The sequence below is a fragment of the Microbacterium sp. AC132 genome, assembly GCF_979258525.1.
In genome coordinates, this window is sequence record NZ_OZ409862.1 from 2384972 (window position 1) to 2403209 (window position 18238).

The window sequence follows — 18238 nt, forward strand, 5'->3', positions numbered from 1 at the left end:
CATGGTCACCTCCGAAGCGGCGGCGCCCGCCGACGTCGACACCGCCCTCGGCGACCTCCAGACGCATCTGAACCTCATCTTCGCGAGGACTCGGACGCTCTGGAGGGAGTCGGCGGCGCGCATCGACCCCGAGCTGCAGGTGGGCGGCTACAAGCTGCTGACCTTCATCGATCGGGCGGGCTCCGCCAGCGCTCACGAGCTCGCCGAGCGCTTCGAGATGGACAAGTCCGTCATCAGTCGCCAGGTGCGGATGCTCGAGGAGCTGGGCCTGATCGAGTCGAGGCCGGACGAGCGTGACGGCCGGCTGCGGGTCCTGACGGCGACGCCGTCGGCCTGCTCCGCCCTCACCGAGCTGCGCAGCGACCACGCCTCGCGCCTGCGGACGGTCGTGGCCGAGCTCACGCAGGACGAGATCCACGCGGCAAGCAAGGTGTTCCGTCTGCTCTCAGAGGTCTGACCGAGAGCCCGGGCCGATCACGCGACGTGTCGGCCCGGGTTGTCGAGAGCGATATTCTGTGGTTCAGTCGAATGTCTTGACTTCGCGATTCGGCGTCCCAAGACCGTAAAGAACGGTACTTCGGATGAACTGGATCGCCTCCAACCTCGGATTGATCGTCGATCTGACGATCAATCACGTGCGTCTGGCGATCATTCCGATCATCCTCGGCTTCCTGATCGCGGTGCCGCTGGGCTGGGTGGCCAGCCGCAATCGCGTCGCCCGGACGTTCATCATCACGACGGGCAGCCTGCTCTACACGATCCCGTCCCTGCCGCTCTTCGTCATCCTGCCGGTCATCCTCGGCACCCGGATCCTCGATGACACGAACCTGGTCGTGGCGCTGACGATCTACGCGGTCGCGATCATGCTGCGCTCGGCGACCGACGCCTTCGGATCGGTCGATCGGTCGATCATCGAGTCGGCGAAGGCCATCGGCTTCTCGCGCAGCGGCCGGTTCTGGCGCGTCGAGTTCCCTCTCGCCGGCCCCGTGCTGATCGCCGGCCTCCGCGTGGTCTCCGTGTCGACCATCGCCCTCGTCTCGGTGGGCGTGATCATCGGCTCGGAGAATCTCGGCTACCTCTTCCAGAACGGCAAGCAGCGCGGCATCCTCGAGGAGGTCGTCGTCGGGATCGTCATGAGCCTGCTCATCGCTCTCGTCTTCGACCTGATCCTCGTGGCGATCGGGCGGGTCCTCATGCCCTGGAGCCGCGCCGCCGGCGTGCGCGGCACGAGCGGCGCACCGACCGACCCCGACCCCGCGACCGACAGTGTCAGCACCCGTCGGGTGCTCGCGCCCCCGGGGGCCGGTGTCCGATGAACTTCTTCCTCGACGCCATCGCCTGGATCCTCGACCCCGCCAATTGGGTGCCGGGCTCGCAGAGCCCGCTGCCCATCGGCGACCGACTCGTCGAGCACCTCATCTACTCGGGCGTCTCGCTCGTCATCGCGATGCTGATCGCTCTGCCGCTCGGCTTCTACATCGGGCACACGGGGCACGGTCGCCAGTTCGTGATCGGCTTCACCGGTGCGATGCGCGCTCTCCCGACGCTCGGGCTCCTGTTCTTCCTCACGATGGTGCTGCGCTCCGGTCTCAGCACCACTCCGGCCGTCCTCGTCGGCTCCGTCGTCGCTTTCGTGCTGCTGGCGATCCCGTCGCTGCTCGCCGGCGCCTACGCCGGGCTCGAGAGCGTCAGCCGCGAGTCGATCGATGCGGCGCGCGCGATCGGGATGACCGAGATGCAGATCCTCCGCAAGGTCGAGATCCCACTCGGGCTGCCGGTGATCATCGGCGGGATCCGCTCGGCCACGCTGCAGGTCATCGCGACCGTGACGATCGCGTCGTACGTCGGACTCGGCGGCCTCGGGCGGATCATCTCGTCGGGCATTGGCCTCAACGACTACACCGTGATCCTCGGCGGGGCGCTCCTGGTGACCGTTCTCGCGCTGAGCGTCGACGGCGTCTTCGCGCTCCTCCAGCGCCTCACCCGTACTCGGGGGCAGACGAGCCGTCCCCTCCGCAGTGTGCAGCGAAACAGGTCGGAGGCCGCTGTGGCGCCGATCGTCGACGAAAGGACCCCCGCATGACCTCTCGAGCCCGTAAGACCTGGCTGACGGCCTGCCTGCTCGCCGTCAGCACCACCGTCGCGCTCGCCGGCTGCGCGACCGCCGACCCGACGTCCTCGGGCGGTGACGCCGCCGAGGGCGACGCGATCGTCGTCGGCTCCTTCGCCTTCCCCGAGAGCGAGATCCTCGGCGAGATCTACGCGCAGGCGCTCGAGGCCGAGGGCTTCGACGTCTCGACCAAGTTCAACATCGGTCCGCGCCAGCAGACGATCCCCGCGCTGCAGGACGGGTCCATCAACCTCATCCCGGAGTACAACGGCAACCTGCTGGCGTACTACGACACGGCGTACGAGGAGCGGACGACCGAGGACGTCGATGCGGCGCTGCCGGATGCGGTGGGCGCGGACGACCTGCAGGTGCTCGACTCGGCCGAGGCCGAGGACAAGGACGCCTACGTGGTGACGAAGAAGACCGCCGAGGACAACGACCTGACGGCCATCGGCGACCTGAAGGCTCTCGAGCCGTTCTCCCTGGCGTCGAACCCGCAGTTCGGCGAACTCGGCTACGGGATCCCGGGGCTGCGCGACGTCTACGGCGTGGGCGTCGAAGCGGGACAGGTCACGTTCGTCCCGTACGAGGACTTCGGCGGTCCCGACACGGTGCAGGCGCTCGTCGACGGCACGGTGCAGGTGGCCGACATCTACACGACGTCGCCGGCGATCAAGTCCGAGGACCTCGTCGTCCTCGAGGACCCGGAGAACATGATCTCGGCGCAGAACGTCATCCCGCTGCTCTCGAAGGACATCTACACCGACAAGCTCGCCGAGGTGCTCAATGCGATCTCCGCGAAGCTCACCACCGACGACCTGATCGATCTGCGCGAACGGGTCGAGGGCGACGAGAAGGCGTCGGCTGCGACCGCGGCGGAAGAATGGCTCACCACCGCAGGTCTGCTCGACAAGTGATCGTGCGGACGGATCACGAGTCGGTGATCTGATCGAAGCCCCGCCGGCACAGCGCCGGCGGGGCTTCATCGTAAGCTGGCGAGCATGAGTGCCTCGTCCGACGAAGTCGCCCCGATAGACGGCGCCGCAACCCCTGACCTCGATCAGGCGATCTCGAGGGTCGAGCACGAGCTGGGCAGGCTCTTCGCCCGCATCCGGGTGAGCTGGCGCGAAGCCGCGACCACCGTGCATCCCGACCTGCAACCTCTCGGATACCAGGTGCTCACGTCGATCGCCACCGGCAAGGCGACCTCGGCCGGCGCCATCATCGAGCGCCTGCAGACCGACAAGTCGGCCGTCAGCCGGCACGTGCGCCAACTCGAGCAGCTCGGTCTCGTCGAGAGCGTCCCCGACCCGGACGATCGCCGCGCGCGGGTGCTCGTCGCCACGGAGCTGGCGCAGGAGCGGGTGGCCCTCGCCCGCGCTCGGTACGAAGAGCGCCTCGGCGAGAGGCTGCGCCGCTGGACGGCCGAGGATCTCGACCACTTCGCGGAGCTGCTCGCCGCCTTCGGCGACTGAGCCGAAGCGCGGCGGCCCGTTCGCCACGGGGGCTGGACGCAGACGCGAGCCCGGACGAGACTGATCTCACGACTACGGGAATGAGGAACAGTCATGGCATACAGGGTCGGATACTTCGTCGGAAGCCTCTCGTCCACCTCGATCAACCGCATCCTCGCGACGGCGCTGATCAGGCTGGCGCCGGATGATCTCGAGTTCTTCGAGATCCCGATCCGAGACCTCCCCCTCTACAGCCAGGACTATGACGCCGACTACCCCGCGGTGGCCGTCGATCTGAAGGAGTCCATCGCCTCGGCTGATGCGGTGCTCTTCGTGACGCCCGAGTACAACCGCTCGATCCCCGGCGGCCTCAAGAACGCGATCGACTGGGCGTCGCGGCCGTGGGGGCAGAACTCCTTCGACCACATCCCCGCCGCGGTGATCGGCGCCTCGGTGGGCGCGATCGGCACGGCGGTCGCCCAGCAGAGCCTGCGCGGGGTGCTGAGCTTCTGCAACGCCCGTCAGATGACGGCGCCCGAGGCCTACATCCAGTTCTCGCCCGACACCTTCGCCGATGACGGGACGGTCCACAACGAGGGCACCGCGACCTTCCTCCGCGACTACCTGGTCGAGTTCCGAGACCACATCGAACGCGTGCTCACGGTGCTGCCGCGCGACACCGACGTGTGAACCCGGGGGCGCGAGCCGCGTAGCCTGAACCACATGACGCTCACGAAAGCCCGCACCGCCGCAGAGGTCGTCGACTGGCGACGCCGTGTCTTCGCCCTCTACGACGCCGTGCGTCGGGCGGACTCCGCCGAAGACGCGCACGAGCTCTGGCGCATCGAGCGCGACGACCTGCTGCTGCACCATGCGGCGACCCCGCTGATGGCCGACGATCGACCGCTGTTCGAAGGGCTCCCGATCGCGTCGTACGATCCGCAGTGGCGCTTCGAGCTGCCGATCCTCGAGGCCGAGCCCGGGGGCTTCGAGTTCGCGACCGGCACCGACGGCGTGGTTCCCTTCGAGCGCATCGGCAGGGTCGAGGTCCCCGACACCGGGTCGCTCGACGTGTGGCGTCTGACGACCTACGGCGGCGGGATCTTCATCCCCGTGCGCGACGCTCTCGCCGGTCGTCCGGGAGGAACCTACGGAGGCGGCCGCTATCTGATCGACACGATCAAGGGCGCCGACCTCGGGTCGGATGCCGAGCGCGGCACGATCGTGCTCGACTTCAACTTCGCCTACAACCCCTCGTGCGCCTACGACCCGGCGTGGGCCTGCCCGCTCGCCCAGCCGGGCAATGTGCTCGAGGTCGCGGTGCCCGTAGGGGAGATGTACGGCCGCGTCGCCGACTGAGCATCCGGTCTGCATATCTCCGCAGGGGAATACTCGGCACCCCAGGGCGCTTGTCCCTGAGCGTGACCCTCTTCGAATCGGCCGTCTTCGGCGCCCTCCCGCTGTCCAACCGCGTCGTCATGGCGCCGCTCACCCGCACCCGTGCGGACGACGACGGTGTGCCCACCGAGACGATGGTGGAGTACTACCGCCAGCGCGCGGGCCAGGGTCTCATCATCTCCGAGGGCACGTGGCCGGCTGCCGAGGGCAAGTCGTACTCCGGGCAGCCCGGCATCGTCACTCCCGCGCAGATCGACGGATGGCGGCGGATCGCCGACGCCGTGCACGAGGCCGGCGGCACGATCGTCATGCAGCTGATGCACGGCGGCCGCGTCTCGCACCCCGAGATCTCCGGTGAGCCGCGTGTCGTGGGCCCGAGCGCGCTCGCCGCCCCCGGCCAGACGCACACCCCGGTCGGCAAGGTCGACATGCCGGTCGCTCACGCTCTCACGCTCGACGAGATCCCGATGGTCGTCGAGCAGTTTGTCCAGGCCGCACGCAACGCGATCGCCGCGGGCTTCGACGGCGTCGAGGTGCACGGCGCGAACGGCTACCTCGTGCAGGAGTTCCTCTCGCCGGTGTCGAACATCCGTGACGATCAGTACGGCGGATCGCCCGAGAACCGCGCGCGGTTCGCGATCGAGGTCACGTCGGCGGTGGCTGAGGCGGTCGGGGCCGACCGCACCGGCATCCGTCTGTCGCCGCAGCACAACATCCAGGGCGTCCTCGAGGAGGACGACGCCGACGCACTCGCCACCTACCTCGCCGTCGCCGAGGGCCTCGCACCGCTCGGCCTCGCATTCATCGACGTGCTCAGTGCCGTGCCGACCAGCGAGCTCGTGCAGAGCATCCGCCGCACGGCCGGTGCCCCGCTGATCGTCAATTCCGGATTCGCCGCGCAGACCACCCGCGACGAGGCCGAGATGCTCGTCTCGGAGGGATGGGCCGACGCCGTGGCAGCGGGTCGTCCGGTGATCGCGAACCCCGACCTCGTCGAGCGCTGGCGTCAGGACGCCGAGCTCAACGAGCCGCGCCCTGCGCTGTTCTACGGACGCACGGCCGAGGGATACACGGACTACCCGTCGCTCGAGACCGTGCGCGCCGACGCCTGACGCGCGCGGCTGCGCGAAGTACCCCTGTCGGCGCGGAATATCGGAGCGTACTGTGACCGCATGGTCACCGACGATCCCACTGTCACCAACCCCGATCACTACCGCACGCTCTGGGAGAACGATCTCGTGCGCGTGCTCGAGTACACGGATGAGCCGGGCGACCGCACGACTCCTCACGATCATCCGAACAGCGTGATGGTGACCCTCAGCGATTTCTCGCGCCGTCTGTCAGCGGGGGAGCGCACCTTCGACACGTCGTTGACCGCGGGTCAGGCCGTCTGGCTGCCGGCCCAACGCCACTGGGGAGAGAACACGGGGGCTACGTCGACGCACACCATCCTCGTCGAGTTGAAGGGCGACGCCGCGGGGGAGTCCGGCGGCGGCGCGCTCGGACCCCAGGTCTGAGTCGCTCGCGTCGTTCGGCTCAGCGCCGGACGACCCGCGCCCGGTTCTTTGCGACGCTGCTGAGGGTGGCGCGCACGGGCGTTCCCAGATACAGGCCGAGCGATGCGCCCGAAGCCAGTGCGATTCCGATCACCGCGGCATCGACCAGAGAGCCGCCGATGCCGACGACCCCGGATGCCGACCCTGCCGCGTGGATCATCTCGAGCAGGCCCTGGAAAACCGCGACACCGGGCACGAGCGGCACGATCGCGGCCGTGGTGACCGCGACCGACGGGACGTGCAGCTTCACCGCGATCAGCATCCCGATGAAGCTCGCGAGCAGGGCGCCGATCGCGCTCGCCGCAGCCGGATGCAGGTTCAGACCGACCATCGTCGAATAGCCGGCGATGGTGACGGCGCTGAGCAGCGCGCTGACGAGGATGATCCGAAGACCCGCGCCATTGAAGACGGCGACGGCGATCGCGATGATGATCGCCCCCGCGAACTGGTTCAGGAGCGGACCGAACGGGGCCGGGTCATCGGGCAGACCCATCGTGAAGCCGAGCACGCTGCCGAGTTCGAGGCCGACGAGGATGCCGATCACGACTCCGAGCGTCTGCATCGTCAGATCGAGGATGCGTCCGCCTGCGGTGAGCGCGAATCCGTCGATCGCATCCTGCGCGGCCCCCACCACGGTGAGTCCGGCGAGCATGAGCACGATACCCGACGCGACGATGATCGATGGTCGGATGCCGACGAAGGGCTCGATGCCGGCGGCCCCGAGGGCCGAGACGGCGACCGCGACGACCGTGGTGACGAACCCTCCGGCGATCTGACTGAAGAACAGCGGAACGCGCACGCGCGCGAGGCCGGCCTGGGTCAAGGCCGCGCAGAGCGCCGCGACGAACGTGAGACCGACGATGAGCGGCGAGGCCCCGAGCATGATGCTCACTCCGACGGCGAGCAGCGCTCGTGCCACGATGACCACCGGCTGCTGGTAGCCGAAGGGCACGCGCCGCAGGGCACGGAAGGTCGAGCGGGCCGATTCGAGATCCAGTCCGTCGTCGATGTCGGCGACCAGGGCCTGCACTCTCTGCAGCTTGGCGTGGTCGGGGGCGGCGACGCGCACGACCCGCACGAGCGTCTCGGGCCAGACCTCACCGCTCAGGTGGAACGAGACCGTGATCGAGTTGTAGGTGACATCGACCTGCACGTCCCGCATGCCGTACGCGGCGCAGATGCGGGTGATGGCCAGCGTGACCTCGTGCGCCGAGGCGCCGACCCCGAACATCGATTCGCCGATGCGGGTCGCGAGGTCGAGCACACGCGGCACGGTGCGTTCGTCGATGATCGGCATCGCCTCGGTGTGGGCGACGGATGAGGGATCGGTGTGCAGGATCCTGCGCACGGAGGCGAGCAGTCGCCGCTGGGGATTCGGGGACACGATCCCATTCTTCCTCCTCGCGACCGGTGCATCCGACGCCGCGAGGACTGGGGAGGAGAAGATCCGTCAGGCCTGCGCCGGAACCTCGACGCGCTCGACCGGCGGCGCCGTGCCTTCGGCCGGCTCGCTCACCAGGCGCAGACCGCCGGGGGCGTTCGCCGTGAACGCCAGCGCTTCGATCCACGCGCGGTTGATCTGCGGCTGACGGCTCCCGCTGTACTTGAAGACGAGGGAGCTGCCGGCGTGCACCCAGACAGTCGTCCGACCGCCGCCGACAGCCATGTCCTCGCGCCAGGAGAACGAGAAGGGCTCGCCTCTCCTGAGCTTCGCCGTCATCACGAGCTGCAGGTGCGTGAGCGCCCTGTCCTCGATGTCCGATTTGACGGTGCCCTCGTAGATGAACTTGCCCATGATGATCTCCCCAGTACGCCACAGTGCCCGCGAGACGAGGCGTATCGAATGATCACCGATGGTGGATCCAGTTTCCCATATTCCGATGTGCACCGCGCCTGTCGAACGTTCAGGAACCGCCTGTCAACCCTCTGTCACTTCGCGCGCCGTCGATGGAGGGTGGCCGTTCGACACGTAACGAGGAGGATGACGATGAAGGCACTCACCTGGCAGGGAACGCGCAACGTGGCGGTCGAGGAGGTACCGGATCCGACCATCGAGCACGCGACCGATGCGATCGTCCGGATCACCTCCTCGGCGATCTGCGGTTCGGACCTGCACCTCTACGAACTGCTCGGACCGTTCCTCGACAAGGGCGACATCCTCGGCCACGAGCCGATGGGGGTCGTGGTGGAGGTGGGCAGCGGTGTGCGCGACCTCGCGGTCGGCGATCGCATCGTCATCCCCTTCAACATCTCGTGCGGGCACTGCTTCTTCTGCCTGCGCGGCCTGCAGTCGCAGTGCGAGACGACGCAGGTGAAGGAGTACGGCAGCGGCGCTGCGCTGTTCGGCTACACCAAGCTCTACGGCCAGGTGCCGGGCGGGCAGGCCGAATACCTGCGCGTCCCGCTCGCCGACTACAACCACATCAAGATCGCGTCCGATCTCCCCGATGAGCGGTACCTGTACCTCAGCGACATCCTGCCGACGGCCTGGCAGGGTGTGGAGTACGCGAACGTGCCGGAGGGCGGGACGCTCGCGGTGATGGGGCTCGGCCCCGTCGGGCAGTTCGCAGCCCGCATCGGAGCGCACCGCGGATACCGGGTGCTGGCCGTGGACCCGGTCGCGGAACGCCGGGAGATGGCGGCACGCCACGGAGTCGAGGTCTTCGACCTCACGGATGACGTCGTGGCCGAGCTGCGGGACCTCACCGACGGACGCGGCGCGGATTCCGTGGTCGACGCCGTGGGCATGGAGGCGCACGGCAACGCCGGCGTCGCCCTCGTGCAGAAGGCCGTCGGACTGCTGCCGGATCCGGCCGCCCGCGCCGTGTTCGACAAGGCCGGGATCGACCGACTCGCCGCCGTGTACGCATCGATCGACGTCGTGCGCCGGGGCGGCATGGTGTCGCTCAGCGGCGTCTACGCGGGCGATGCCGACATCCTGCCGATGAAGACCCTGTTCGACAAGCAGATCGGCATCCGTATGGGCCAGTGCAACGTGAAGCGCTGGACCGACGATCTGATGCCGCTCGTCGAAGACCTCTCCGACCCCCTCGGCGTGATGGATCTGATGACGCACGATGCCCCGCTCGAGGATGCGCCGGAGCTCTATCGCACCTTCCAGCGCAAGGAGGACGGCTGCATCAAGGTCGTGCTGCGACCGTCTGCCGCGTGAGAGTCAGGCGGCGGCCCCGACACCCGGGGCCGCCGCCTGCGTCTGCTCGACGCGACCTCGGATGAAGAACAGGCAGATCACGCCGACGACGATCACCACGATGTTGCCGAGGTTCGCGATCGAGCCGAACGCGCTCTCCGCCGGGTACGCCGTGTGCAGGAAGATGCTCGGGTCGGTGCTGGCGTGCAGCAGGATCGGCGCGACGATGGTCCCGGTCACGCGCATCGCGAGGTACATGCAGATGCCGAACGCGAAGGTGTAGGCCAGCTGGATGAGGGTCGCGAACAGGGACTGGCCGGTGAGCAGATTGCCGGCGTGGAGCAGGGCGAACAGGGCCGAGGAGATCACCGCGACGACGAGCTCACGCTGACCCGCCTTGCGCAGCAGGTTCACCACGAGGCCGCGCGTCAGCACCTCCTCGGCGAAGCCGATGAACAGTCCGGCGAGGAGCCAGGTCGCGACGACCTCGAATCCGGCCGCTCCGTAGTCGATGGCGAACAGGTGGAGCACGTTGAAGAGGAGCACGACGGCGATCGCGATCCACATCCATCCGCGTCCGCGGATCGGCTGCGGACGGAAGATCTCACCCAGCCAGCCGACGGATGCCGCGAAGCCGATGAGCAGCAGGCAGCCGACGAGAACCGGGATCGCGTAGAACACGAGGATCCCCGCCGCGCTCTGCGGATCCTCGATCTGAGCCGCGAACGGGGTCAACAGCAGCGACAGCCCGTTGTAGAGCACGAAGTAGACGACCACGAGGATGACGGCCCGCCACCAGCCGCCCTGTTCCCAGAAGCGTCGCCAGGCGGACTGCGTCACATCGGTCATCGTGCATCCCTCCGCATCCGCGGAGGTCGCGGCTCACGACCCAATATATGGGCAGGAGCGGGTCAGGACGCGCGCCCCTCCGCGAGGTAGGCGAGACGGTGCAGGGTCTCGGAATTGCGCCAGCGCAGCAGGGGAGCGGTCAGCAGACCGGGCAGCAGCGTGGCGGGGCCGTTCACCGGTTCCTCGTCGATGCGCACCATCGTGCCGCCGTCATACGACCGCACCCGCAGAGTGACGCGGGCCTCGCCGATCGGCCAACCCTTCGCGCGCATGACCATGCGGTTCGGCGGCGACCATTCCTCCACCACGGTCGTGTCGTCGAGCAGAGCGGGCCAGACGCCGACCGAGTGATGCAGCTCCGCGCCCGGCTGCGGCCACGACTCATCGACGTCGCGCATGCGCGAGGCGCCCACCACCCACGCCGGGTACAGCCAACCGTTGCCCAGCACCCGGAAGACATCGTCGGGCTGACAGTCCATCGTGCGCACGTTCTTCGCCATGTCGGAACTCCTCTCGCGTCGTGACGATGATCGCGTGGCTTCCGATTCGCAGACAGGGGGTTGACGACCGCGCGTGGGGGAGTGCGGGTCGCGCGGCACGAGTGAGGCACTAGCACAGAGGCCCCGCTCGCGCCTCCCCCTGGTTCGGCGACCACGTCTCTGCGAACGTCGCAGCATGGCACTCATCGACATCCCCGCGCGTGCGGCGCGAAAGCTCGGCGCACTGGCACAGGACGACGCTCCCACCCTGCTGACCCGCGGCTACGGGTTCGGGGCACGGATCTGGCGACGGGTGCCGCCGGGTGCGAGATCGGCGCCGATGCGGCTGCTCGGCAGTGACGCGGTCTTCGTCAGGGGAGTGGAGGGGGTCGAGCTCTTCTACGACGAGACCCGCATCGCGCGCTCCGGAGCCATGCCCGCGATCGTGCAGGAGAGCCTGTTCGGGCACGGCTCCGTGCACAGCCTCGACGGCACAGCCCACCGGCACCGCAAAGCCGCCTTCGTCGGCGCCCTCTACGAGGACGAGCAGGTCGCACGACTCACGCCCTGGCTCGAGCGCGAATGGCAGAGCGAGCGCCGGGCGTGGCTCGACGGCGGCACCCGCAGCGCCTACGACGCGGCCGTCGGCGCGCTGGGCCGGGCGATCATGGGCTGGGCGGGTGTGCCGGGCACCCCGGCGGCCCAGACCCGATGGGCGGCGCGGCTCGCCCAGATCGTCGACGGCTTCGGCTCGCCGTACTCGCCGGTGTACATCGCCGCCCTGGCGAACCGGTGGTGGTCGGACCGTCATTCCGCTCGGCTCATCGAGGCGGTGCGGCACGGCTCGCTGCGCGCCGAATCGGGCACGGCGCTCGAGGTGTGGGCGCATCACCGCGACGAGGACGGCGAGCTGCTCCCGGCGCGCGTCGCCGGTGTCGAGCTGCAGAACAGCATCCGTCCGATGATCGCAGTCGCCCGGTTCGTGGCCTTCGCCGCGAAGGAGCTGCACGAGCGTCCCGACTGGCGCGAGCGCATCGCGGCCGAGGCCGTCGAGCGCGGGTCGGTCGTCGGCGGACCGCTGTCGATCATGTTCGCGCAGGAGATCCGTCGCACCTCTCCCTTCGTTCCGATGCTTCCCGGTTGGGCCACTGCGGACATCGAGATCGACGGTCAGACGGTGGATGCCGGAGGACGCGTCGTCCTCGACCTGCAGGGCACCAACACGGACGACCGCTTCTGGGCGCGCCCCCAGCGGTTCGACCCCGAGCGCTTCCGCGACATCGAGGACTACGAAGCGCTCGCCGCATTCGTTCCTCATGGTGGCGCCGACGTCCCGACGGGTCACCGCTGCCCGGGCGAGAAGCTCGCGATCGCAGGGCTGGCCGCGGCGATCACGGTGCTCAGCGACCCCGACCTGCGGATCCTCGACGAAGGGCTCGACGTCGACCGGCGTCGGCTGCCCACCAAGCCGCGGTCCGGCGGTGCGGTGCGCTCGGCGGCATCCGTATCGGCATCGTCATCGGCACCCGCGTCCCGTGGGTGCCCCTTCCACTGAGTGGGTGAGCGCGTTCTGTCAAGGGGCGCGCATCGGCTGTTCCGCCCCGGCATGCTGACCGGACTGGCCACACCGACGAAGGGAGCACCATGTCAGACATCGAATCCACCCCCGACGACGAGCGATCCGAGGCGGACGAGACGCCGATGATCCCCGACGAGCTCGCGCCGCGTCAGCAGTCCGAGGACCCGGTCCCGAACGATCCGGACGCCGCGGGCTCGGAGGACGGCGACGACGAGGACGACCTCTGACGCCTGCCGCGAGCGGCCGGTCGCCCCGAGCGATCGGCTACGGCGCCCGCCGCACGGACTCCCCCTAACTGGTGCGGTGGGCGTCCTGCCGTCCGGGGTCTCGCTCCGAGCACGGTCAGTCGCGGCCCGAGGTGTCGACGCCCTGGGGGAGCTCCTCCACCGGGACGACGACGACATCCTGCACCTTCCAGTCGAGGTCGGTGATGCGCGTCGCGAGGTCGGTGACGTCGCCCATCGACACCTTTCCGCGATGCGGGACGACGAACGCCTCGATGTGGAAGACCTGCCCCTGATCCCGCATCCGCACTCCCGCCTCCGTGACCCAGGGGCGGGAGCGCATGGTCGAGATCACGTCACCGGCGAGCGGATGCGGGTGCTTGCTGTCGTACGTCCTGGCGCGCTGGTCCATGAGATCGATCACGGCGGTCTTGGTGTTGCGCCAGCCGTCCCACACGATCCCGAGCGAGATCACGAGAGCCGCAGCGCCGTCGAGCCACCACACGCCGGCACCCACACCGAGCACGCCGACGATCGAGGCGACCGTGGTCTGCCAGTCGGCCTTGGCCATGTCGGCGTCGGCGAAGAGCAGCTTGTTGTGAAGCACGGGCGCGAGCTTCGCCTTCGCCGGTCCGTAGAAGAACACCGGCCCGACGATGACCACGGCCATCACGGCGACCATCAGCCAGCCGAGCCAGATCGTCTGCCCGAACAGCTGCACCGTGCCGATGGTCGGGTGCTCGCGGGCGATGAGCCCGGTCACCGCTTCGATCGCCAGATTGAGTCCGACCGCCAGCAGGGCGACGCCCGCCACGAGGTGTCCGATTCCCATCACGCGGTGCAGGCCGTAGGGATGCTTGACCGAGGGGCGCTTGCGGATGAAGATCAGCGCGACGAGGAAGGCGATCTGCGGGATCAGCGACAGCATGTCCTCGATCCACGCGGTGCGCATCGCCTGCGAGTTGCCGACGACCAGGGCGATCACCGCGATCGTCACCGACGTGTAGGCGATGGTGAACCATTCCCACCCGATCGCTCGGCGGAGCGCTGCGCGCTGCTCGTCTGGCAGCTCGGTGCGGCCGATCCGCTGCACGGTCATCGCGACCCCCACCGCCTCGTCGAGGTGACGTTCGAGAGCGCTGAGGAACGCGTTCTCGCCGAGTGGCACGAGCATCACGATCTCGCGACCGTCGGCTCCGTCGATCTCGGGATAGCCGCGGGTGACCCCGGCCTTGTCGATCCAGGGGGTGTCAGAGGTGAAGCCGCCCGCCACGAGGTCGAGGTCGCCGCGCTCGAGCATCCCGACCAGCGTCTCCTCCGACCCGTAGGTCCAGTCGATGTCGGCGTCGATGCTGTCGGCGAAGCCTGTCACGAGGTCGGCGATGCTTCCTGTGGGGGTGTCGCGATCGGTGTCGACCAGCCCGGGATCGGCCGAGACGCCGACCCTCAGGTCAGCGCCGGTCGCCGACGCGAGAGTGCCGTCCGGGTCGGCCGGGATGGTCAGGCCGCAGCCCGAGAGTGCGGCGGCGAGCAACAGCGCCACTGCGGCCGAGACGGCGCGGCGGGGAGTCCACGTCGATGCGTTCACGACGACATGGTGCCCCCGCAGGGCGGCGGTGAGAACCGGGTTGACGCCCGATGTGGCGCGGAGTATGCCGCTGGCGTGAGCCGGGGTCGGTGTCCTCATGCCGCTCGACGACGGTGATCCACCGGTACGGTAGGGCACATGTCACAGGCCCTCCGCACGTTCGGGCGCATCCTCGCCCGACACTGGCCTGCGCTCATGGCCTGGTATCTCGGGGGCGAGGCGCTGCATCGCGTACTGATCGAGCTCGCCGGCTTCGTCGGCGGTCACACCACGCTCGGGGGCCTGCTGCTGCTGCCGCTGGCGGTCGCCGCCCGACTCGTCGCGTACGTCGCGATGTATCTCACTGTGCGCCCCTCCTTGCCGCACAGCCGGAGGGAGGATGCCGGTGGCCTCCGCGAGTTCGCCTCCGCGACTCTCGCCGCGATCCTGCCGTTCTTCGCCTTCTACACCGCGTGGGGTCTGCTCGATGCCGACCAGATCGAGTTCTTCCAGATCGCGAGCGCGATCGCGCTGGCCGATTCCGGGTACGACCTCGTCCAGATGGGCGATCGCGGTGGTGTCATCGCGGTCGGCGTGCTGCCGGTGACGGTGCTCGTGATCGCGTTGATCGCACGACTGCTCTTCACGCGCTTCGCCGACCGGCTGCCGCGGTGGACGATCATCCTGGCCACCTATGCCGAGGTGCTGTGGACCTTCATGCTCTTCACACTCGTCGCACGGTGGTGGGTCAGCGTCCTGGACTGGTTCGGTGAACGAGAGGCGGCCGGGTGGCTGCAGAGCCTCGGCGACTGGTTCTCGGTGAACATCGAACCCATCGCCGCCGTATGGGAAGGGGCGACCTGGCTGGCCGGAATCCTCGTCGCCGCACTCCTCGTCCCCGCGGCCTGGCTCACGGTCGCCGGTGTGATCTTCGGCACGACCTTCGACTCGACTCCGCCGTTCGCACGCGTCGGCGGGGAGCGGCGCGAGGGGCGGCGCTGAGCATCGCGCGCACGCTGGTGATGCGACTCGAAGGCCTCTGGGCTGCCGTCGCGGTGATCTGGCGTGGCGGGCCATTGCTCTTCGGCGTCTACGCACTGGCCTACGCCGCGTGGGGCTTCGCCGAGCAGGCGGGCACCCGGGGAGTGCTGCTGCTGATCGGGGGCCACGAATCGTCGTTCTGGGCGGGGTTCTTCCCGCTCGTCACCGTCGCCATCGGTGCCGTCGCCGAACCGCTCAGGGTGGCGATCGTCGCCACGGCCTATGACGCCGTCATCGGCCGGCCCCGGTCTGGCCTCGACACCCGCCCGTCAGGGCTCGATACGGAAGCGGGCGAGGTCGTCGTCACTGCCCTCGATGTCGAGCAGGAACGGGCCATCGGCGTCGTCGGGAAGCAGGAAGGTCAGCAGGATGCGGTACGACGCCGGCTCGGCGATGCATGAGCTCTCGCCCTCGTCGTAGGGCACATCGAGGTCTGCGCGAGAGCTGAGCCAGGTGCGATCGGCGTCGATCTCTGCGAGCGTCGTCTGTCCGCAGAGCGATGCCGCGGATCCGCCGCTCGACGACAGTCGGACGCTGAGGGTGCGGGTCCCCGCAGGCGCCTCGAACTCCGCCCATTCCGTGGGCCCGAGCGTGAGGGTCTGTCCGGCGATGTCGACCGTCGTGTCGGCGTCGATCACCCGATCCGTCGGCCGGATGCTCGGCGCGATGTCGAGCCATGCCGTGGCGCTGACCATCGCGACGGCCGCGATCGCCAACGCGATCAGCCCGGTCCGCTGCGTCCGCCACCAGCTCATGGGATCCGCAGTTCGGGGTCATCGAGCTCGAGACTCGGCGTGCGAGGAAGGTCGTCCAGTTCGACCGCGATCGCGATCACGTCGTCGAGCTCGGCGGTGAAGTACGAGGAGATGAGACGCAGGTCCGCCTGCCCCGATGTCAGATCCGGTGGCAGCTCGAAGGCCAGCGTCCCGACCGTGTCGATGCCGAGTCGCAGCGGGGTCGACGTCAGCGTCGCGTCGGGTCGCTCGCTGGCCTGGAACACGCGATCGTCGATCGTCAGCGTCGCGAGCTGGATGGCGGCATCCACCTCCGTGCGGGGCGCCGAGGCGATCACCGTCACGACGAGCCAGTTCCCCTCCGCGCTCCAGTCGCCACCGGACACCGCCACCTGGTCCGCGAACGTCGCGTCCGTCGCTGCCGCGATCAGAGTGCGGGATTCGACGGGGTCGCCGAAGGCGCCACGCACGACGGTCGGACCGATGACGTCGTCATCGGTCGGGGTGACGGCGGTCAGCACGCCGGCCGCGACCACCAGCGCAGCGCCGACCAGCCAGGGGGTCGCGCGTCTCATCGTGTCTCCTGGGCGGTGACCGAGATGCGTGCGCTGAGGGCGGCAGGGCGCCACGTGACCGCTCGTGAGGAGAGGATCACCGCTCCACGCTGGATCTGCACCTCGTGCACGTCGAGCGCGACGGAACCGTCGAGGAACGCGTCCTCGGGTATGGTCCAGGCGAAGGTCACCTGGCTGGGGACGCCCGGCTGCAGGATGACCTGGCCGGATGACCCGTCCGCTCGCCAGACCGCCACCGAGTCACTCGCGGGGACGCCTGCGAGGTCGAGAAGCGGACGGCCGGTGTTCACGAACCCGGTGCTTATGCGGTCGACGGTGGTGCCGACTCCGATCGGAGCATCCGAGAGATTCTCCATACGCGTGCTCATCACGAGCAGCTTCTCGCCGGGCTCCGCCTCGAGATACTCCGACTCGACCTCGGTGGCGAACTCGGCGTCGAGCACGGTGATCGCGTACTGCGAGGTGCGCACTTCCTCATCCGCGCCGAGCAGCGTCGGCGAAGCCTCTGCACGGGCGAACCCGCCCATCGCCGCGACGACGATGGCCACGGCGGCGACCGCGACTGCGGCGAACCAGATCCATCGGGGCAGCTCGGCGATCCCGCGCGTCCACCGGGAGGCAGCGTGCCGCACGACCTGCGCGGGCGCCGGGCGCGAGGCCGCAGGCGTGGCGCCACCGTGATCCCCCGTCATGCTCACGGGGCCAGCATATCGATGTGCATTGCTGAGGCGACGGTCAGCGATCGCAGGTCTCGAACACGTACCCGTCGTCTGACGGCGTGACGAGGTCGCGGTCTCGCAGCACCATCGACGAGGGGGCGTCGTCGTCGGCGCACATCTCGTCGAACGACCGCGGCAGCTCGTCGGAGTACTCGATGTCGATCACGGCGTCTCCGTAGACGTCGGTGAACGCCCCGCACTCGTCGAAGACGCTGCACTCCTCGACGACGGCGAAGTCGAATCCTGCGTGCTCGCGCAGCACCGGTGCGTCTTCGGCGGCGTTCTTCTGCCCGGCCGCGAGTCCGGAGTCGTGGGCGACGTCGACCAGCAGCGCCGCGAGGGCGAGGTTGTCGTCGAGAGTGAGCGCGTCGTCCGAGCGGGTGTACGAGTCGAGGTTGTCGAACTCGACCGCGTCGAATCCCGACTCGGCGCACCCCTCGATCCACGGTCCGGCGATCTCGGCGATGCGCTCGCGGCGCTCGTCCGTCGACGTGTCGAGCAGAGCCTCATCGGGCCAATCGGGGTCGAACACCGGCTCGCCGTCGCTTTGCAGCACGAGGTCGTCGGGCCAGGTGTCGAGCTCGCCCGGCTGGGTCTGGAATCCGTTCACATAGCAGACCGAGTACAGCCCGTCGGCGGGCTCATCCGAGCGGTCCCGGCCGACGATGCCGACTCCGTCGGCGGGGTCGTAGCCGCCGCCGAGCTGATAGTCGGGGGTCGCTCCCGCGGGGGGAAGGGCGAACTGCGCCGGAGGGTCGGAGATGGTCGTGACGCACCCTGTGAGCGTGAGGACCAGCACGGC

The 18238-nt window shown here is 69.0% G+C and carries 22 protein-coding genes; 13 read left to right on the plus strand and 9 right to left on the minus strand.

Annotation, left to right across the window (positions count from 1 at the left end):
• Position 1: 1 nt before the first annotated feature.
• The 9 genes from ACZZZQ_RS11320 (at position 2) to ACZZZQ_RS11360 (ending at position 6479) form a co-directional block, all read left to right on the plus strand.
• Complete coding sequence (locus tag ACZZZQ_RS11320) at positions 2 to 457, plus strand: MarR family winged helix-turn-helix transcriptional regulator (protein ID WP_053097635.1); 456 nt, start codon at positions 2 to 4, stop codon at positions 455 to 457.
• Positions 458 to 581: 124 nt separating this feature from the next.
• Positions 582 to 1316, plus strand: coding sequence for an ABC transporter permease (locus ACZZZQ_RS11325; protein ID WP_230100418.1), 735 nt, complete (start codon positions 582 to 584; stop codon positions 1314 to 1316).
• The gene (locus tag ACZZZQ_RS11330; RefSeq protein WP_072591759.1) at positions 1313 to 2083 is read left to right on the plus strand and encodes an ABC transporter permease; all 771 of its coding nucleotides are present in this window, start codon (positions 1313 to 1315) and stop codon (positions 2081 to 2083) included. Before ACZZZQ_RS11325 ends, ACZZZQ_RS11330 begins: the two co-directional genes overlap by 4 nt.
• Positions 2080 to 3027, plus strand: coding sequence for an ABC transporter substrate-binding protein (locus tag ACZZZQ_RS11335; RefSeq protein ID WP_053097631.1), 948 nt, complete (start codon positions 2080 to 2082; stop codon positions 3025 to 3027). Before ACZZZQ_RS11330 ends, ACZZZQ_RS11335 begins: the two co-directional genes overlap by 4 nt.
• Positions 3028 to 3111: 84 nt before the next feature.
• Positions 3112 to 3585 carry a MarR family winged helix-turn-helix transcriptional regulator gene (locus tag ACZZZQ_RS11340; protein ID WP_072591758.1) on the plus strand — a complete coding sequence of 158 codons (474 nt, stop codon included), beginning with the start codon at positions 3112 to 3114 and terminating at the stop codon, positions 3583 to 3585.
• A gap of 93 nt (positions 3586 to 3678) precedes the next feature.
• The gene (locus tag ACZZZQ_RS11345) at positions 3679 to 4254 is read left to right on the plus strand and encodes an NADPH-dependent FMN reductase (protein WP_053097629.1); all 576 of its coding nucleotides are present in this window, start codon (positions 3679 to 3681) and stop codon (positions 4252 to 4254) included.
• A 33-nt stretch (positions 4255 to 4287) separates the two neighbouring features.
• Positions 4288 to 4923 (plus strand): DUF1684 domain-containing protein, encoded by a 636-nt coding sequence (locus tag ACZZZQ_RS11350; RefSeq protein WP_056279558.1) that lies wholly within the window; start codon positions 4288 to 4290, stop codon positions 4921 to 4923.
• 62 nt (positions 4924 to 4985) lie between these two features.
• Positions 4986 to 6074 carry an alkene reductase gene (locus ACZZZQ_RS11355; protein ID WP_463507580.1) on the plus strand — a complete coding sequence of 363 codons (1089 nt, stop codon included), beginning with the start codon at positions 4986 to 4988 and terminating at the stop codon, positions 6072 to 6074.
• A gap of 60 nt (positions 6075 to 6134) precedes the next feature.
• Positions 6135 to 6479, plus strand: a complete 345-nt coding sequence (locus ACZZZQ_RS11360; protein WP_463507581.1) for a cupin domain-containing protein — start codon at positions 6135 to 6137, stop codon at positions 6477 to 6479.
• Between the two features lie 19 nt (positions 6480 to 6498).
• Here the strand turns inward: ACZZZQ_RS11360 and ACZZZQ_RS11365 are convergent, their stop codons facing one another.
• Together ACZZZQ_RS11365 and ACZZZQ_RS11370 are read right to left on the minus strand one after the other, a co-directional pair.
• Positions 6499 to 7902, minus strand: coding sequence for a threonine/serine exporter family protein (locus ACZZZQ_RS11365; protein ID WP_463507582.1), 1404 nt, complete (start codon positions 7900 to 7902; stop codon positions 6499 to 6501).
• 66 nt (positions 7903 to 7968) lie between these two features.
• Positions 7969 to 8313, minus strand: coding sequence for a DUF7882 family protein (locus ACZZZQ_RS11370; RefSeq protein WP_053097624.1), 345 nt, complete (start codon positions 8311 to 8313; stop codon positions 7969 to 7971).
• A gap of 192 nt (positions 8314 to 8505) precedes the next feature.
• On the opposite strand from ACZZZQ_RS11370, the gene ACZZZQ_RS11375 reads away from it, so the two are divergent.
• Complete coding sequence (locus ACZZZQ_RS11375) at positions 8506 to 9690, plus strand: alcohol dehydrogenase catalytic domain-containing protein (RefSeq protein WP_056280245.1); 1185 nt, start codon at positions 8506 to 8508, stop codon at positions 9688 to 9690.
• 3 nt (positions 9691 to 9693) lie between these two features.
• On the opposite strand, the gene ACZZZQ_RS11380 is transcribed toward ACZZZQ_RS11375, so the two are convergent.
• Together ACZZZQ_RS11380 and ACZZZQ_RS11385 are read right to left on the minus strand one after the other, a co-directional pair.
• On the minus strand, positions 9694 to 10518 hold the full coding sequence (locus ACZZZQ_RS11380; protein ID WP_463507583.1) for a lysostaphin resistance A-like protein: 825 nt from the start codon (positions 10516 to 10518) through the stop codon (positions 9694 to 9696).
• A gap of 62 nt (positions 10519 to 10580) precedes the next feature.
• Positions 10581 to 11018, minus strand: coding sequence for an SRPBCC family protein (locus tag ACZZZQ_RS11385; RefSeq protein WP_053097622.1), 438 nt, complete (start codon positions 11016 to 11018; stop codon positions 10581 to 10583).
• A 175-nt stretch (positions 11019 to 11193) separates the two neighbouring features.
• Between ACZZZQ_RS11385 and ACZZZQ_RS11390 the strand changes: the two genes are divergently transcribed.
• Positions 11194 to 12552, plus strand: a complete 1359-nt coding sequence (locus ACZZZQ_RS11390; RefSeq protein WP_285364630.1) for a cytochrome P450 — start codon at positions 11194 to 11196, stop codon at positions 12550 to 12552.
• An 89-nt stretch (positions 12553 to 12641) separates the two neighbouring features.
• The gene (locus tag ACZZZQ_RS11395; RefSeq protein WP_463507584.1) at positions 12642 to 12803 is read left to right on the plus strand and encodes a hypothetical protein; all 162 of its coding nucleotides are present in this window, start codon (positions 12642 to 12644) and stop codon (positions 12801 to 12803) included.
• A 115-nt stretch (positions 12804 to 12918) separates the two neighbouring features.
• On the opposite strand, the gene ACZZZQ_RS11400 is transcribed toward ACZZZQ_RS11395, so the two are convergent.
• The gene (locus ACZZZQ_RS11400; protein WP_463507585.1) at positions 12919 to 14487 is read right to left on the minus strand and encodes a cation efflux transmembrane domain-containing protein; all 1569 of its coding nucleotides are present in this window, start codon (positions 14485 to 14487) and stop codon (positions 12919 to 12921) included.
• A 39-nt stretch (positions 14488 to 14526) separates the two neighbouring features.
• Here ACZZZQ_RS11400 and ACZZZQ_RS11405 point away from each other — a divergent pair, with 39 nt between their 5' ends.
• The gene (locus ACZZZQ_RS11405) at positions 14527 to 15369 is read left to right on the plus strand and encodes a hypothetical protein (protein WP_463507586.1); all 843 of its coding nucleotides are present in this window, start codon (positions 14527 to 14529) and stop codon (positions 15367 to 15369) included.
• Between the two features lie 308 nt (positions 15370 to 15677).
• Here ACZZZQ_RS11405 and ACZZZQ_RS11410 read toward each other — a convergent pair whose 3' ends face one another.
• Genes ACZZZQ_RS11410 through ACZZZQ_RS11425 form a run of 4 tightly spaced genes read right to left on the minus strand, consistent with a single transcriptional unit; the run spans position 15678 to position 18235 of the window.
• Positions 15678 to 16163, minus strand: coding sequence for a hypothetical protein (locus tag ACZZZQ_RS11410; protein ID WP_463507587.1), 486 nt, complete (start codon positions 16161 to 16163; stop codon positions 15678 to 15680).
• Positions 16160 to 16717, minus strand: a complete 558-nt coding sequence (locus ACZZZQ_RS11415; RefSeq protein ID WP_463507588.1) for a hypothetical protein — start codon at positions 16715 to 16717, stop codon at positions 16160 to 16162. The genes ACZZZQ_RS11410 and ACZZZQ_RS11415 overlap by 4 nt, the downstream gene beginning before the upstream one ends.
• Complete coding sequence (locus tag ACZZZQ_RS11420) at positions 16714 to 17415, minus strand: hypothetical protein (protein WP_053097617.1); 702 nt, start codon at positions 17413 to 17415, stop codon at positions 16714 to 16716. The genes ACZZZQ_RS11415 and ACZZZQ_RS11420 overlap by 4 nt, the downstream gene beginning before the upstream one ends.
• Before the next feature lie 37 nt (positions 17416 to 17452).
• Complete coding sequence (locus ACZZZQ_RS11425) at positions 17453 to 18235, minus strand: endo alpha-1,4 polygalactosaminidase (protein ID WP_463507589.1); 783 nt, start codon at positions 18233 to 18235, stop codon at positions 17453 to 17455.
• Positions 18236 to 18238: the final 3 nt, after the last annotated feature.

Bases quoted from the DNA above. Each gene is read 5' to 3' on its own strand.
- ACZZZQ_RS11320 (WP_053097635.1), top strand. From the start codon at position 2: ATGGTCACCTCCGAAGCGGCGGCGCCCGCCGACGTCGACACCGCCCTC.
- ACZZZQ_RS11325 (WP_230100418.1), top strand. From the start codon at position 582: ATGAACTGGATCGCCTCCAACCTCGGATTGATCGTCGATCTGACGATC.
- ACZZZQ_RS11330 (WP_072591759.1), top strand. From the start codon at position 1,313: ATGAACTTCTTCCTCGACGCCATCGCCTGGATCCTCGACCCCGCCAAT.
- ACZZZQ_RS11335 (WP_053097631.1), top strand. From the start codon at position 2,080: ATGACCTCTCGAGCCCGTAAGACCTGGCTGACGGCCTGCCTGCTCGCC.
- ACZZZQ_RS11340 (WP_072591758.1), top strand. From the start codon at position 3,112: ATGAGTGCCTCGTCCGACGAAGTCGCCCCGATAGACGGCGCCGCAACC.
- ACZZZQ_RS11345 (WP_053097629.1), top strand. From the start codon at position 3,679: ATGGCATACAGGGTCGGATACTTCGTCGGAAGCCTCTCGTCCACCTCG.
- ACZZZQ_RS11350 (WP_056279558.1), top strand. From the start codon at position 4,288: ATGACGCTCACGAAAGCCCGCACCGCCGCAGAGGTCGTCGACTGGCGA.
- ACZZZQ_RS11360 (WP_463507581.1), top strand. From the start codon at position 6,135: ATGGTCACCGACGATCCCACTGTCACCAACCCCGATCACTACCGCACG.
- ACZZZQ_RS11370 (WP_053097624.1), bottom strand. From the start codon at position 8,313: ATGGGCAAGTTCATCTACGAGGGCACCGTCAAATCGGACATCGAGGAC.
- ACZZZQ_RS11375 (WP_056280245.1), top strand. From the start codon at position 8,506: ATGAAGGCACTCACCTGGCAGGGAACGCGCAACGTGGCGGTCGAGGAG.
- ACZZZQ_RS11380 (WP_463507583.1), bottom strand. From the start codon at position 10,518: ATGACCGATGTGACGCAGTCCGCCTGGCGACGCTTCTGGGAACAGGGC.
- ACZZZQ_RS11385 (WP_053097622.1), bottom strand. From the start codon at position 11,018: ATGGCGAAGAACGTGCGCACGATGGACTGTCAGCCCGACGATGTCTTC.
- ACZZZQ_RS11390 (WP_285364630.1), top strand. From the start codon at position 11,194: ATGGCACTCATCGACATCCCCGCGCGTGCGGCGCGAAAGCTCGGCGCA.
- ACZZZQ_RS11395 (WP_463507584.1), top strand. From the start codon at position 12,642: ATGTCAGACATCGAATCCACCCCCGACGACGAGCGATCCGAGGCGGAC.
- ACZZZQ_RS11400 (WP_463507585.1), bottom strand. From the start codon at position 14,487: ATGAGGACACCGACCCCGGCTCACGCCAGCGGCATACTCCGCGCCACA.
- ACZZZQ_RS11405 (WP_463507586.1), top strand. From the start codon at position 14,527: ATGTCACAGGCCCTCCGCACGTTCGGGCGCATCCTCGCCCGACACTGG.
- ACZZZQ_RS11410 (WP_463507587.1), bottom strand. From the start codon at position 16,163: ATGAGCTGGTGGCGGACGCAGCGGACCGGGCTGATCGCGTTGGCGATC.
- ACZZZQ_RS11415 (WP_463507588.1), bottom strand. From the start codon at position 16,717: ATGAGACGCGCGACCCCCTGGCTGGTCGGCGCTGCGCTGGTGGTCGCG.